This window comes from Mycobacterium lehmannii, assembly GCF_001499925.1.
In the GTDB taxonomy this organism is placed as follows: Bacteria; Actinomycetota; Actinomycetes; order Mycobacteriales; family Mycobacteriaceae; genus Mycobacterium; species Mycobacterium lehmannii.
In genome coordinates this window covers 288,830-302,756 of sequence record NZ_LQIR01000001.1, presented here as the reverse complement: position 1 = coordinate 302,756, position 13,927 = coordinate 288,830, and the positions used below count along the sequence as shown (strand labels likewise).

At 68.5% G+C, this 13,927-nt stretch carries 12 protein-coding genes and 1 pseudogene; 9 read left to right on the top strand and 4 right to left on the bottom strand.

Translation table 11 applies throughout. The features are described 5' to 3' along the window. Positions 1–42 precede the first annotated feature (42 nt). From AU192_RS01480 to AU192_RS01470, 3 genes are read left to right on the top strand one after another with little or no spacing between them, the layout of a single operon-like run. The gene (locus AU192_RS01480) at positions 43–738 is read left to right on the top strand and encodes a helix-turn-helix transcriptional regulator (protein ID WP_064393924.1); all 696 of its coding nucleotides are present in this window, start codon (positions 43–45) and stop codon (positions 736–738) included. Beyond that, positions 735–1,823, top strand: coding sequence for a hypothetical protein (locus AU192_RS01475; RefSeq protein ID WP_064393923.1), 1,089 nt, complete (start codon positions 735–737; stop codon positions 1,821–1,823). Before AU192_RS01480 ends, AU192_RS01475 begins: the two co-directional genes overlap by 4 nt. Then, entirely contained in the window at positions 1,820–4,390 is a 2,571-nt protein-coding gene (locus tag AU192_RS01470; protein ID WP_064393922.1) for a multicopper oxidase domain-containing protein, read from the top strand. The genes AU192_RS01475 and AU192_RS01470 overlap by 4 nt, the downstream gene beginning before the upstream one ends. A 10-nt stretch (positions 4,391–4,400) precedes the next feature. Here AU192_RS01470 and AU192_RS01465 read toward each other — a convergent pair whose 3' ends face one another. The 3 genes from AU192_RS01465 to cobG are packed head-to-tail and all read right to left on the bottom strand — an operon-like array spanning position 4,401 to position 7,612. Then, positions 4,401–5,864, bottom strand: a complete 1,464-nt coding sequence (locus tag AU192_RS01465) for a precorrin-2 C(20)-methyltransferase (protein WP_064393921.1) — start codon at positions 5,862–5,864, stop codon at positions 4,401–4,403. Continuing rightward, complete coding sequence (locus tag AU192_RS01460; protein WP_064393920.1) at positions 5,861–6,487, bottom strand: precorrin-8X methylmutase; 627 nt, start codon at positions 6,485–6,487, stop codon at positions 5,861–5,863. Before AU192_RS01460 ends, AU192_RS01465 begins: the two co-directional genes overlap by 4 nt. A 9-nt stretch (positions 6,488–6,496) precedes the next feature. Then, positions 6,497–7,612 carry a precorrin-3B synthase gene (gene cobG / locus AU192_RS01455; RefSeq protein WP_064393919.1) on the bottom strand — a complete coding sequence of 372 codons (1,116 nt, stop codon included), beginning with the start codon at positions 7,610–7,612 and terminating at the stop codon, positions 6,497–6,499. Between the two features lie 134 nt (positions 7,613–7,746). Here cobG and AU192_RS01450 point away from each other — a divergent pair, with 134 nt between their 5' ends. Then, entirely contained in the window at positions 7,747–8,025 is a 279-nt protein-coding gene (locus AU192_RS01450) for a hypothetical protein (protein ID WP_064393918.1), read from the top strand. Positions 8,026–8,061: 36 nt separating this feature from the next. Here the strand turns inward: AU192_RS01450 and AU192_RS01445 are convergent. Then, positions 8,062–8,421, bottom strand: a pseudogene (locus AU192_RS01445) (TauD/TfdA dioxygenase family protein); the annotation flags it as partial. A 101-nt stretch (positions 8,422–8,522) separates the two neighbouring features. Between AU192_RS01445 and AU192_RS01440 the strand changes: the two are divergent. The 5 genes from AU192_RS01440 (at position 8,523) to AU192_RS01420 (ending at position 13,606) form a co-directional block, all read left to right on the top strand. Next, positions 8,523–9,170 (top strand): ABC transporter permease, encoded by a 648-nt coding sequence (locus AU192_RS01440; protein WP_064393916.1) that lies wholly within the window; start codon positions 8,523–8,525, stop codon positions 9,168–9,170. After that, a complete protein-coding gene (locus tag AU192_RS01435) occupies positions 9,167–10,354 on the top strand; it encodes an ABC transporter ATP-binding protein (protein ID WP_064393915.1) in 1,188 nt (395 codons plus the stop codon). The genes AU192_RS01440 and AU192_RS01435 overlap by 4 nt, the downstream gene beginning before the upstream one ends. Continuing rightward, entirely contained in the window at positions 10,351–11,121 is a 771-nt protein-coding gene (locus tag AU192_RS01430) for an ABC transporter permease (protein WP_064393914.1), read from the top strand. The genes AU192_RS01435 and AU192_RS01430 overlap by 4 nt, the downstream gene beginning before the upstream one ends. Next, positions 11,118–12,083 (top strand): glycine betaine ABC transporter substrate-binding protein, encoded by a 966-nt coding sequence (locus AU192_RS01425; RefSeq protein WP_064393913.1) that lies wholly within the window; start codon positions 11,118–11,120, stop codon positions 12,081–12,083. The genes AU192_RS01430 and AU192_RS01425 overlap by 4 nt, the downstream gene beginning before the upstream one ends. Before the next feature lie 62 nt (positions 12,084–12,145). Beyond that, positions 12,146–13,606: a flavin-containing monooxygenase gene (locus AU192_RS01420; protein ID WP_064393912.1), complete on the top strand. Its 1,461-nt coding sequence runs from the start codon at positions 12,146–12,148 to the stop codon at positions 13,604–13,606. Positions 13,607–13,927 lie beyond the last annotated feature (321 nt).

Sequence of the window (13,927 nt, the reverse complement as noted above, 5' to 3'; positions counted from 1 at the left end):
CTGTGCTGGTCCTACAGCTAGCAATTTACTACAATAATTTCCGTGGTAAATAGTGCGCCGCCTTTCGGGCCTTCTCCGGTGCCGTCCGCGACCGGTCCCGTGCCGTTGTCGGGACAGCGGTTGAGGGTGCTCGAGCACGTGCGGGCGCACGCTCCGGTACGGACTGTCGACGCGGCCGCCGAACTGGGGCTGCATCAGAACACGGTGCGCGAGCACCTGGATGCGCTCGTCGACGTCGGCCTCGTCGAGCGCGCCACCGAACCCGCCGCCGGACGTGGCCGGCCGGCGGCGCTGTACCGGCCCTCGGCGGGTGACCCCGCGTTGCGGGTCCGCGACTACGCCAGCCTCGCCACTGCGCTGGCCGGGCACATCGCCCGGACCAGCACCGAGCCCGAGCGCGACGCCCGGGCCGCCGGTGTCGAGTGGGGCCGCGAGGTGGCCGAAGAGATCGGCCGCACCACCAATGATCCGCGCCAGGCTGTCCTCGACGCGCTGGACCGGTTGGGCTTCGCTCCCGATGACGAGGGCGCCGAGCGTGGGGTGGCCCTGCGGCGCTGTCCGCTGCTCGACGCGGCCCGTCGCTACCCGAGCGTGGTCTGCCAGGTCCACCTCGGCATCGTCGAGGGGTTGCTACGCAGCGTCGATGTGCCCACCGGGCCGGGCCTGGACCTGATCCCGTTCGCCGAACCCGGCGCCTGTCGGTTGTTCCTACCCGATCCGATGGTGAAAAACCCATGACTGAGAATCGGATTCCGCTGCGGGCGGTGTTGCTGATACCGGGAGGCTTCGCGCTGTTGGCCGGATTGGATGCCGCGCTGCTGCGTCTCGGGCTACCCGCCCCGGTGGAGACGGTCCGGCTGGCCGAGGTGCACGGCATCGTGCTCGTGCTCGGGTTCGTCGGCACCGTGATCGCGCTGGAACGCGCTGTCGCAACGGGTCGGCGGTGGTGCTATCTGGCTCCGGCGGTGTCCGGACTGGGGGCGATTCTTCTCATCAGCCCTGCCCCGCGACCCCTCGCCGACGCCGCCCTTCTGGCGGGCGCCGCGCTACTGGTCGCGGTGTATGTGCCGCTGTGGCAGCGCAGTTGGGATACGGCGGTGCTGGTTCAAGCCGCCGGTGCGGTGTTGGCGACCGGAGCGGCGCTGCTGTGGGCGGCCGGGTTTCCCGCGTCGGACCTGCTCGGCTGGCTGGCCGGCTTCCTCATCCTGACCATCGCGGGGGAGCGCCTGGAACTGGCGCGGGTGGCGCTGTCGGATACCCGCGCCGAGATGCTGCTCGGCGCGGCAACGGTCACACTCGTCATCGGGGCGGTGACGCAGTTGGTCTGGCCGACAGTCGGTTTCGCACTTCTCGGTGCGGCGGTCCTCGGGGTCGCATGCTGGCTGTTTCGATTCGACGTCGCCAGGCGAACCATCCACACGACAGGCCTCACACGGTATATGGCGGTGTGCTTGTTGGCCGGCTACGCGTGGCTATTGGTTCCCGGCATGGCGTGGTTTGTCGTCGGCGCGGTGAGCTCGGGCGGCGGATACGACGCGATCGTGCACGCGGTGATGCTCGGGTTCGTGCTGTCGATGATCATGGCCCACGCACCGGTCATCCTGCCCGCGGTGCTGCGACGCCCGTTGCCGTACACCCCGGCGATGTACGGGCCTGTCATGCTGCTGCACGCATCGCTGTTGTTGCGCATAGTCATCGGTGACGTGCGCGGCGTCGAGTGGGCGGTGCAGGCAGGGGGCGTGCTCAACATCGTGGCGGTGCTCGCGTTCGTCGGCGTCGCGGTCCGCGCGTCCACGCGGCAGACGATCGGGGCGCCGGTATGAACCGCTCCCAGTGGCATCTGCGGGTCGGGTCGATCGTATTCGCCTGGCTTGCAGCACTTGTCGTGATTGCACTGGTCCACAGGTCGGTGCCGGTATCGACTTGGCTGCTGATCCACCTGCTCGGTCTGGGGGCGGCCGGCAACGCGATCCTCATCTGGAGCCGGCACTTCACCGATGCGCTTCTACGCCGTCCACAAGACCCGTCGAGGTCTGGGCAGGCCTGGACTCTCGCGGCTTTCAACGTCGGCGCGGTCGCGGTGGTCGCAGGGATGGCCGTCTCCTTCTGGCCGGTGGTGCTGGCCGGTGGTGTCGCGGTCGCCGCCGTCGCGTTGACTCATGCCGTCACATTGGTGCGGCAACTGCGCAGCGCGCTGCCCTCGCGCTTCGGCGACACCGTGCGCTATTACGTCGCTGCGGCAGCGCTGCTTTCGGTCGGGGCCGGGCTCGGCATCGCGATGGCCAACGCGGCGCTGCAGGGCGCCCTGCACGAGCGGTTCGTCGTGGCCCACGCCGCGGTCAACCTGTTCGGGTTCATCGGTCTCACGGTGCTGGGCACATTGGTGACCCTGTGGCCGACGATGCTGCGCACCCGGATGGCGGACGGCGTCGAGGTCGCCGCCCGGCGCGGTCTGCCCCTGCTGGTCGGAGGTTTGGTGGTGGCGGTGTCGGCGGCGGTGGCCGGCTCGCCGATGATGACCGCCGCGGGCGCGCTGGCCTACCTCGTTTCGGCCGGCTACGTGCTGTGGCCCCACCTCGACGAGGTCCGCCGCAAGCGGCCGGGCAACTTCGCCACGCTGTCGGTGCTGTGCGGGGTGGTGTGGCTGCTGGGCTCGCTGAGCTACACCGTGGTCGCCTTCGCCACCGCACCGACATGGTCCGCACTGCTGGACCGGGCCGATCCGCTCACCGCGGCGGTGCTCGCCGGGTTCCTGGTTCAGGTTCTGCTCGGTGCGCTGTCGTACCTGACCACCATCGTCGTCGGCGGGCGCGCCGCCTCCATCGCGGCGACATTCGAACTGGAGCGCGGCGCACCGTGGCGGCTGGCCGTCGCCAACGTCGCGCTGCTGCTGTGCGTGCTGCCGACCTCGAGCCTGCTGCGGGTGGCGGCGTCGGTGTTGGTGCTGACCGCCTACGCCGCGTTCCTGCCGCTGCTGGTGCGGGCGGTGTGGCGGGCACGCAAGCTACGCGATACGCCCTCGACGCCGGGGCCGCCGCCGTCGGGGCCGCCGGTGCGCCAGCGGCTCGGCGTCGCGGCCGCCGGGCTGGCTGTCGTGGTGTTGACGGCCGCGGCCGCGGTGGCCGCCGACCCCGCCGCGGTCGGAATCGCCGACGAGCCGCAGGTATCGGTGACCGCCACCGGACAGACCACCGAGGTCGAGGTGCATGTCGAGGGGATGCGCTACGTGCCCGACACCATCGACGTGCCCGTGGGCAATCGGCTGGTGATCACCCTCGTCAACAGCGGTTCGGACCGTCACGATCTGGTCCTGGCCAACGGGGCCAGCACCGGGCGCCTCGCGGTCGGGGAAACCGCCGTCCTCGATGCCGGGGTGATCGGCGCCGATATGGACGGCTGGTGTTCGGTGGCCGGGCACCGGCAGATGGGCATGACCATGTCGGTGCGCGCGACGGGGGCCGAGGCACACGCCGGCCACCACGACCAGGTGAGTGCGGCGTCGATCGCCGGTGACGACGTCGCGCGCAGTCTCGCGGCGACACCCGGCCCCGGTTTCGTGCCGCGTGACCCCGCCTTGGCCGCCGCGACGCCCGATCACCGCGTCACCTTGGCGGTGACCGAGACGACGCGGGAGGTGTCGCCGGGAATCACGCAGCGGCAGTGGACATTCGGCGGCACGGCGCCTGGGCCGACGCTGCGGGGCAAGGTCGGCGACGTCTTCGAGGTCACCCTCGTCAACGACGGCACGATCGGGCACTCGATCGACTTCCATGCCGGGGCGCTCGCCCCGGACGTGCCGATGCGCACCATCCAACCCGGCGAACGCCTGGTCTACCGGTTCACCGCGAGCCGTGCCGGTGTGTGGATGTATCACTGCTCGACGATGCCGATGTCGGTGCACATCGCCAACGGCATGTTCGGCGCGGTGGTCATCGACCCGCCGGACCTGGCCCCTGTCGACCGCGAATACCTTCTCGTGCAGTCGGAGTACTACCTCGGCCCGCAGGGCGGCGAGGTCGACGCAGCCAAGGTCGCCGCCGACGAACCCGACCTGGTGGTGTTCAACGGCTACGCCAACCAGTACGACCACGCGCCGCTGACCGCGCGGATCGGGGAGCGAGTGCGGATCTGGGTACTCGCGGCCGGGCCGAACCGAGGCAGTTCCTTTCACGTCGTCGGCGGCCAGTTCGACACCGTGTGGTCCGAGGGTGACTACCGGCTGCGGCCGGGCCCCGGCGGCGCGCAGGCCCTCGGATTGTCAGCGGCCCAAGGCGGTTTCGTCGAGCTGAGCTTCGATCAGCCCGGGCGCTATCCGTTCGTCACCCACGCGATGGTCGACGCCGAACGCGGCGCCCACGGGATCATCCAGGTCACCGCGCAACCCGGGTAGGCCCCCAGATTCACTCCGGATACCGGCGCGGGGTGAACACCCGGTCGCCGTCATCGGTGTACCACTGGGTCTGCGAGGAGCCGACGATCAGCAGGCACCGCATGTCGACGTCGCGGGGGTCTAAGTCCGCAAGGCGCACCACTTTCACCTCCTCGCGGGGGCCGGATACGTCGCGGCCGATTACCACCGGGGTGCCGGGATCGCGGTGCTCGAGCAGTAGGTCGCGCATCGCACCGACCTGCCAGGTGCGGGTCTTGGACGCCGGGTTGTAGATGGCCAGTACCAGGTCGGTCTCGGCGGCGGCGGTCAGTCGGGCTTCGATCACGTCCCACGGCTTGAGGCGGTCCGAAAGGGAGATCACCGCGTAGTCGTGGCCCAGCGGCGCGCCGACCCGGCTGGCGACGGCCTGCGCGGCCGTCATCGCCGGGATCACCCGCACCGAAACCCCTGGCCACTGCTTGGCCTCCTCGAGCACCGCGGTCGCCATCGCGAAAACCCCCGGGTCGCCGGAGGACACGACCGCGACCGTGCGGCCCTGCTCGGCCAACGTGCACGCGAGTCGGGCGCGGGCAGGCTCGTCGGTGTTGTCGCTGGGATGCTTGCGTTGCCCGGCGCGGTTGCCCACCCGGTCGAGGTAGGGGCCGTAGCCGATGAGGTCGGTGGCCGCGGCGAGTTCACGACGGCATTGCGGGGTCATCCAGTCGGTGCTGCCCGGACCCAGTCCGACCACCGCGACGCTTCCGGTCGGCGCCTCCCGATCGCGTCGGCCCGGCAGCATGGCCAGCGAGAAGTACGGCACGGTCTCGTCGTCGACCTCGCCGGCGCTCAACACCCGCTGCTGCGGCGTGCTGGCCCGTTCGACGTAGAACGCGTCGTCCAACCGACCCGTTGCCGAGAGTGCCTCGCGCACAGCCGGGTACGACCTACCGAGTTTGAGCATCACCGCCGCGTCGGTGTCGGCGAGCCTGCGTCGAAGCTCGTCGGCGGGCAGCGTGCCCGGCAGTATCGTCAACACCTCGTCGCCCTGGACGAGGGGAGTGGCCACCGCCGCCGACGCCGCGCTGACCGACGTCACCCCCGGCACGATGACCGCATCGAACCGTTCGGTGAGCCGGGTGTGCATGTGCATGTAGGAGCTGTAGAACAGCGGGTCGCCCTCGGCGAGCAGGGCCACGTTGCGACCGGCCTCCAGGTGGGCGGCGATGCGGTCGGCGGCCTCGCGGTAGAAGTCCTCCATCGCGCCTGCGTAGCCGCCGGGGTGGTCGGTGGTCTCGGTGGTGACCGGATAGACCAGGTGCTCCTCGATCTGACTGGGCCGCAGGTACGGTTCGGCGATACCGCGCGCGATGCTGTTGCCGTGTCGTGCGCTGTGGTACGCCACGACGTCGGCCTCGCCGATCACCCGTGCGGCCTTCACGGTCACCAGTTCGGGATCACCGGGGCCCAGCCCGACACCCCAGAGCGTGCCCCTCATTCCCGTTCCGTCGCAATCGCATTCACGGCCGCGGCGGCCATCGCGCTGCCGCCGCGACGGCCCGTCACCACCAGGTAGGACATCCCGCGGGGGCGGTCGATGAGTTCCTGTTTCGATTGCGCCGAGCCGACGAAGCCGACCGGGCCGCCGAGCACCGCCGCTGGAGTCGGGGCGCCCTCGTCGAGTAGCTCCAGCAGCCGGAACAACGCGGTCGGCGCGTTGCCGATCGCCAGAACCGCGCCGTCGAGCCCCTCGGCCCACAGATCGACTGCCGCCGCGGACCTGGTGGTGCCGAGGCGCGCGGCGAGGTCGGCGGCGCGCGGGTCGGCCACCAGCGAAACCACCTCGTTGTCGGCGGGCAGCCGTGACCTGGTGATCCCCGCGGCGACCATCGACGAGTCACACAACACCGGGGCGCCGGCGTTCAGCGCGGCGTGGGTCCTGGCGACGACGTCATCGCGGTACGCGACGTGGTCGGCGACGTCGACCTGACCACAGGTATGGATCAACCTCACGACAACACGGGCGACATCCTCGGGAAACCGAGACAGATCCGCTTCGTCGCGGATCGTCGCGAACGACTGCCGGTAGATCTCCCCGGCGTCGCGGATGTAGTCGAGCACGCGATCACCCTACGGGTGAGCGTCGCGCGTCCGGTATCCGTCTCCGGTTGCCACCAGCACCTCACCGGTGGGTGGGCTGCCGCAGGCCCGGTCGCATCCGACGAAGTGGCGGTGGCCCGCGGCCGGTTGTGTCACCGCGGCGGCGGCGTCGGCGCGGACGTCGGCCAGCGAGTGCTCGCAACCGGGGCGCCCCGTGCACGCGCTGACCGACAGCCAGGGCGAGTTCTCGTCGAACACCAGGCCCAACGGGGCGAGCACGCGTAACGCGACGTCGGCGACGTCCTCGGTGAGGTCGAACACCAGCACCGAGCGCCACGGCGTGATCACCATCGGCGCCTCGATTGCGGCCAGAAACTCGGCCGTTCGTGCGGGCAGCACGCCCAGAGGAACCGCCGCACCCAGCGCGATGCGGCCGTCGAGCTGTTCGAGCCAACCGACGGGCGGCCGGGTGACCGCCGGCCACGTCGTACCCGGTTCCACGGACGGCAGCAGCGCGCCCAGCAGTGCGCCGGTCTCGCTGAGTTCCTTGACGCGCCAGGCATTTTCGCGCGTGGCAGCGAAGCGACGGGCCACGTCGAGCATCGTCGACACCGCCGTCTGCATCGGCACCCGGACACCGGTGTCGCGCCCGGCCAGCAGCAGCGCGGCGTCGGCGGCCGCGACGTGCACGCCGACGTCGGGGGCAAGACCGGAGATGTCGCCGCGCCCGTCGTCGATGCCGAACAGGAACCGGCCGGGCAGCGTGGCCAGTTCCGGGTCGGCCTGGATGGCGTCGTCGAGCTCGGTGACGATTCCGCGGATGTCGGCGGTCACTCCCACCCGCCCCGACAGCGGTGAGGCGACGATGTTGCGCACGCGCTCGTGCGTCGGCGAGGGCAGGAGCCCGGCCGCGGCCACGGCCTCGGCGACCGCCCCGGTGTGGGTGACGCCGCGGATCTGGAGGTTGCCCCTCGACGTGAGCTCCAGCGTGCCCGCGCCGCATTCGGTGGCCGCCCGTGCCAGCGCCTCCAACTGCGGAGCGGTGATCACCCCGCCCGGCAGCCGCATCCGCGCCAACGCGCCGTCCGCCGCCTGATGCACCTGCAGCGCACCGGGGCAGGCGTCCTGGTCGCGGGTCCTGGCCACGAGTTCACGGTAGTCCGTGGGTGGCCCCCGCAAACACAGGTAGTGCCTTACGCGTGCGTGGCCTACCGCGGGCTCCTAACTTCACAAACATCCAGGTCCGAGGTGGACCGGGCGAGCACGGTGGGAGAGTCGCCATGACCGAACTGACCAGAACGAGGCGTCCGTCGACGGAACACTCCTCGACACGTCCGGCGCCGACGGCCGAACCGACGCTGATCACCGAAGAGCAGGTGCGGTTCGGCACCGCGGCCGCCCGGTTTCCGTCACCGACGTACCGGCACTGGCCCTCGGCGCTGGATGCGGTGCGCGGGCTCTGGCACCACAGCGGCCGCCAACCCGCGCGTAACCACTATCCACAGCGCTTCGCCTACCTCGAGGAAGCGTTGCTGTCTCGGGAGTGCAACCGGCTCTGATCAGCTGGCCAGCGCCGGGGCCTGCCCGCCGGAGGCTTTCACCACAAGATGTTCGGTCTCGTAGTAGTCGGAGACGAATTCGTCGCGGTATGACCGCTGTTCGGCGGTGAGTGCCGCGCCCGGCTCATCATGCAGCGAGGCGTAGTCGTACTGATTTGTGTGCACGGCCCACAGGTTCTCGGCCAGCGCACGCAACGGCGCGGGCAGACGGTCGTAGGCGGCCTCCGTGGATGCCCATGTCGTCGTGCCGCCGTACGGGGGCAGGGTGATGGCGCGCAGGATGGACGCTTTCGGGATCCGGTCGACGAACGTCACGTCGGTGCTGGTCGCGCCGAGCTTGACCACCCGCAACGAAAGCGGCACGTGGTGACCTCCAGACGATGGATGAAACGTGGTGAACACCTTCGCCTCAGCACCGTGTGACGACGACCGTTCGACTCAGCGCGAATCGAACAGCGCAGGGTTTCGGCTCGATCAAGATCGGGTAGCTCACCGCCGTGAGGGCACTGTGGGACTACATCTGGGCCCACCAGGCGCAATTGGCGTTCGACTCCTACCAGCACGTCAGCGCGGTCGTCCAAAGTGTGCTCATCGCGACGATCGCCGGCGTGGTGATCGGTGTGCTGACCTACCGCAACCCGGTCGCCGCCAACCTCGCCACCTCGACATCCAGCGTGATCATGACCGTCCCGGCGTTCGCGCTGCTCGGCCTGCTGATCCCGTTGTTCGGGCTCGGCGTGGTTCCCAGCATCACGGCGCTGGTGCTGTACTCACTGCTTCCGATCGTGCGCAACACGATCGTCGGGCTCACCGCGGTGGACCCCGCGCTCACCGACGCGGCTCGGGGTATCGGGATGAGCAGGCTCGACACCCTGGCCCGAGTGGAACTGCGGCTGGTGTGGCCGTCGATCCTGTCGGCCATGCGGATCAGCACTCAGATGTCGATGGGCGTGCTGGCGATCGCCGCATACGTCAAAGGACCGGGGCTGGGGAACCTGATCTTCACCGGGTTGGCGCGCGTGGGCAGCCCGACGGCCGTCCCGATGGCGCTCACCGGCACGCTGCTCATCGTCATCCTCGCGCTCGCGCTGGATGCGGTGCTCGTCCTGATCGGCCGCCTCACCACGTCGAAAGGCATTCGATGACAGGGCAACTCATACCGGACGACACGGCCTCGAACGGCAGCACCGGGGTGCGCATCGTGCTCGACCACGTCTCCAAGGTCTATCCCGGCTCCGACTGCCCTGCGGTGGACGACGTGTCGCTCGAGATCCCCGCAGGCGAGATCGTCGTGTTCGTTGGCCCGTCGGGATGCGGGAAGACCACGATGATGCGGATGATCAACCGGTTGTCGGAGCCGACGTCGGGCACGATCATGATCGGCGACAAGGATGCGATGTCGATCCGCGCGACCGAACTTCGCCGCTCGATCGGCTACTCCATCCAGCAGGCCGGGCTGTTCCCGCATATGACGATTCGCCAGAACGTGGGTCTGGTGCCCGGGTTGCTGCGCTGGGACCGCAAACGCATCGCCGAGCGAGTCGACGAACTGCTCGACATGGTCGGGCTGGAGCCGAGCCAGTACGCCGACAGGTATCCACGCCAACTGTCCGGTGGGCAGCAGCAACGTGTGGGGGTCGCGCGCGCGTTGGCCGCCGACCCTCCGGTGTTGCTGATGGACGAACCCTTCGGCGCGGTCGACCCGATCACTCGCAGCACGCTGCAGGACGAACTGCTGCGGTTGCAGGGCGAACTACGCAAGACCATCGTCTTCGTCACCCATGACTTCGGTGAGGCGGTCAAGCTCGGCGACCGGATCACCGTACTGGGCAACCAGTCCAAGGTGCTGCAGTACGACACTCCGCAGAACATCCTGGCCAACCCCGCCGACGACACCGTGGCCGGCTTCGTCGGCTCCGGCGCCTCGTTGCGCCAGCTGGGGTTGACGCGGGTCAAGGACGTCGAGCTGCGGCCGCATCCCTCGGTACGCCAGACGGATTCGATCGACGACGTGCGAAAGACGCTGGCGGGCAGCGAGTTTGACTGGGTCGTTGTGCTCGATGGCCGCGACCGGCCGGTCAGCTGGATCCGGGGCGCCAAGCTCGCGCACGCCACGACGTTGGCCGATGTCGTCGAACCGCTCGATGTCGTCAGCACACATTCCACGCTCGAGGACGCGCTCGAGGCAATCCTCGCCGACCAGCACGCGTCGGCGGTGGTGGTCGGTGCGGGCAGCCGGTACGAGGGTGTCGTCACCCTGGACACGCTGATCGACACGATCACCTGGCTGCGGGTGTCGGCGGAGGCCGACACGGACGGACAGCCATGACCGCGGTCGCGGATTCCGCTCAGTCGTCGGGTGCCAGTTCGGGTGAGCGCATACGACTGCTCATCCAGCCGGTCCTGGTGCTCATCATCGCTGCCGCCGTGATCTTCTGGGCGTTCAACCGCGACCTGACCGCCACCCAGCAGGAGAACATCAACCCCGGCAACATCGCCACACTGATCTGGCAGCACCTGTTGATCACCGTGGCGGTTACCGCGATCGTGCTCGCCATCGGCGTTCCGCTGGGGGTGCTGGTCACCCGCCCCGGGGCGAAACTGTTGCGCCCGTTGTTCATGGGCGTCGCCAACATCGGCCAGGCGGCGCCGGCCATCGGGCTGCTCGTGCTGCTGTTCCTCTGGTCGGGTAGGACCGGGTTCTGGATCGGCGTCCTTCCGATCGCGCTGTACTCACTGCTGCCCGTGCTGGCCAGCACCATCCTCGGCATCAATCAGGTGGACCGGTCGCTGGTGGATGCGGGACTGGGACAGGGCATGTCGCGACGTTCGGTGCTGACGCGGGTCGAGATGCCGCTGGCGATCCCGTACATCCTGGCCGGACTGCGCACTTCGTTGGTGCTCGCCGTGGGAACCGCGACACTGTCGTTCCTGGTCAACGCCGGCGGTCTGGGGATCCTGATCGACACCGGATACAAGTTGCAGGACAACGTGACCCTGATCCTCGGCAGTGTGCTCGCGGTCTGCCTCGCCCTGCTGGTCGACTGGATGGGCGGATTGGCCGAGTTCTACCTCAATCCCAAGGGCCTTCGATGATCCGCCGCTCGATCGCCGCGCTGGCCTGCCTGCTGCTCGCCGGGTGCGGGCTGGGAGCGGGCAGCACCGTGCCGCTCAAGGTAGGCCCCGGCTCCATCCAGCCCGTCGCCGCACTCGAAGGAGTGCAAATCACGGTGGGCTCAAAGGAATACACCGAACAGGTGATCCTCGGATACATCCTGGAGTTCGCGTTGACCGCCGCCGGTGCCGACGTGCGTGACCTCACCGGCATCGTGGGCTCACGCAGCACCCGGGAAGCCCAGTTGTCGGGTCAGGTCGACGTCGCCTACGAGTTCACCGGCAACGCATGGATCAACTACCTGGGCCACGAGAAGCCGATTCCCGACAGTCGCAGACAGTTCGAGGCCGTCCGCGACGAGGACCTGGCCCGCAACGACATGGTGTGGTTGCCGCCCGCACCGATGGATGACACCTACGCGCTGGCGGCCAGCAGGGCAGTCGTCGAGCGGACCGGTGTGCGCACGCTTTCGCAGTACGCCGAGTTGGTCAAGCGCGATCCGGCGGCTGCGCGTACGTGCGTGGACACCGAGTTCCGGGCCCGCCAGGACGGCTTTCCCGGAATGGCGGCGGCCTACGGGTTCGACCCGGCGCGGGCGCAGACGCCGGTACTGCAGGTCGGGATCATCTATCAGGCCACAGCGGACGGCACGCAGTGCGACTTCGGCGAGGTGTTCACCACCGACGGCCGCATCTCCGCGCTCGACCTCGTGGTACTCGTCGACGACAAGCAGTTCTTCGCCCACTACAACCCGTCGGTGACCATGAAACGTGCCTTCTACGAAGCACATCCGCAGATCGCGGAGGTCACGGCGCCGGTGACGGCCGCACTGACCAACGAGGCGATCATGGAGATGAACAAGCAGGTCGACGTGGAGGGCCGCGACCCGAGCCAGGTCGCGCGGGACTGGATGGTGGCCGAAGGTTTCGTCACCGTGCCGTAGCCCCGATTGCCACGACAACCACGCTGGTCAGGCGTACCCTTCCGGTAGCCGGAGGGGGTTCGATGGCAGAGAAACGCGCAGTGCGTATCGCGATCGTCGGCGCAGGCATGTCGGGCATCTGCATGGCGGCCAGGCTGCAGGACGCGGGCATCGACACCTTCACGATCTTCGAGCAGGCCGACGAAGTCGGTGGCACCTGGCGCGACAACACCTATCCCGGACTCCACTGCGACGTGCCCTCGCGCTTCTACTCGTATTCGTTCCGGTCCAATCCCGAATGGACGCGGTTGCTGCCGCCGGGTGGCGAGGTGCAGTCCTACTTCATGCAGGTCGCCACCGAGCGCGACATCCGAACCCACATCAGATTCGGCACAGCGGTGACATCGGCGGAGTTCCGCGACGGCACGTGGTGGGTCAGCACCACCGGCGGCACAGAAGCGTTCGACATCGTCATCACCGCCACCGGAATCCTGCGCGTGCCACGCTATCCGGACATTCCCGGCCTGGACACTTTTGCGGGCCCGATGTTTCACTCGTCGCGCTGGGACCACTCGGTGTCCTTGCAGGACAAGCGGATCGGGCTGATCGGGACGGGCTCGACCGGTGTCCAGATCACCGCTGAGCTCGGCGGGAACGTCCGCGGTCTGACGATCTTCCAACGCACCGCGCAATGGGTCTTCCCGTTCCCGAACCCGCGCTACTCACCGATCACCAAGGCAGCACTTCGACGCTTCCCGGCGATGAGCCGCCTCGGCTACCGCTTCTGGCAGGCCGTGTACGAGAACTTCTTCGCCAAGGCCATGGTTTCGCCGGGATTCCGTCGCCGACTGGTGTCGGCGATGTGCCGGTGGAATCTCAACCTCTCGGTGCGCGACCCAGAACTGCGGAGCAAACTGACACCGAACTACCAGGCGATGTGCAAGCGCATCATCGCGGCCGGCCACTACTACCAATCCGTGCAGAAGCCGGGCGTCGACGTCGTCGTCGATCCGATCGACCACGTCGAGCCCAAAGGTGTCGTCACTGCGGACGGGACACTGCACGAGGTGGATCTGCTCGTCGTCGCCACCGGCTTCGACGCCCACGCCTACGTGCGTCCGATGGAGATCATCGGCGAGCACGGAGTGTCACTCAACGAAGCCTGGGCAGACGGGCCGCAGGCCTACCGGTCGGTCGCGGTGCCGGGATTCCCGAACCTGTTCATGCTGATGGGCCCGCACTCTCCGATAGGACAACAGTCGTTGGTGATCATCGCCGAGAACCAGGCCGACTACGCGATGTGGTGGATCGAACGCATCCGCAACGGCGACATCGTCGCCGCGGCCCCGACGGACGTCGCCACCAAGGATTACAACGAGGAGATGAAAGCCGCTATGCCGCAGACGGTTTGGACCACCGGCTGCAACAGCTGGTATCTCGACAAGAACGGTCTACCGGAACTGTTCCCCTGGGAACCCGTTCGGCATCGCCGGCTGCTGGCTTCGCCGGTGCTGTCGGACTTCACCGTCCACACCGCCGAATAGTGACGACCGTCACACTAGAGCCTCTAGTGATCCGTGCCACACAAGTCGGCCGCAAAAACCCGCTGACGTCGTAAGTTCCCGATTACTGCACGCGTGTGCAGTAAGCGTCAGGAAGGAACGACGATGTTCGAACTCATCGTGTTCGGTGCTCTTCTGGTCGTACTGATCGCCGCCCTCGGACTGCCGTATCCGCAGAGCACGTACGGCCGCTGGAACCGCCGCTAGACACCTCACCCTTGTTGCGCGAGCGTGCGAGTCTGCAGACGACACGCCGCGAAAATTCAGCGCGTTCCGCACGCTCGCGCCCGCCGACGGTGCGTG

Excerpts from the sequence above, each read along its gene's own strand:
- AU192_RS01430 (WP_064393914.1), top strand. The coding sequence starts at position 10,351 with ATGACCGCGGTCGCGGATTCCGCTCAGTCGTCGGGTGCCAGTTCGGGT.
- AU192_RS01470 (WP_064393922.1), top strand. The coding sequence starts at position 1,820 with ATGAACCGCTCCCAGTGGCATCTGCGGGTCGGGTCGATCGTATTCGCC.
- AU192_RS01435 (WP_064393915.1), top strand. The coding sequence starts at position 9,167 with ATGACAGGGCAACTCATACCGGACGACACGGCCTCGAACGGCAGCACC.
- AU192_RS01465 (WP_064393921.1), bottom strand. The coding sequence starts at position 5,864 with ATGAGGGGCACGCTCTGGGGTGTCGGGCTGGGCCCCGGTGATCCCGAA.
- AU192_RS01420 (WP_064393912.1), top strand. The coding sequence starts at position 12,146 with ATGGCAGAGAAACGCGCAGTGCGTATCGCGATCGTCGGCGCAGGCATG.
- AU192_RS01425 (WP_064393913.1), top strand. The coding sequence starts at position 11,118 with ATGATCCGCCGCTCGATCGCCGCGCTGGCCTGCCTGCTGCTCGCCGGG.
- AU192_RS01475 (WP_064393923.1), top strand. The coding sequence starts at position 735 with ATGACTGAGAATCGGATTCCGCTGCGGGCGGTGTTGCTGATACCGGGA.
- AU192_RS01450 (WP_064393918.1), top strand. The coding sequence starts at position 7,747 with ATGACCGAACTGACCAGAACGAGGCGTCCGTCGACGGAACACTCCTCG.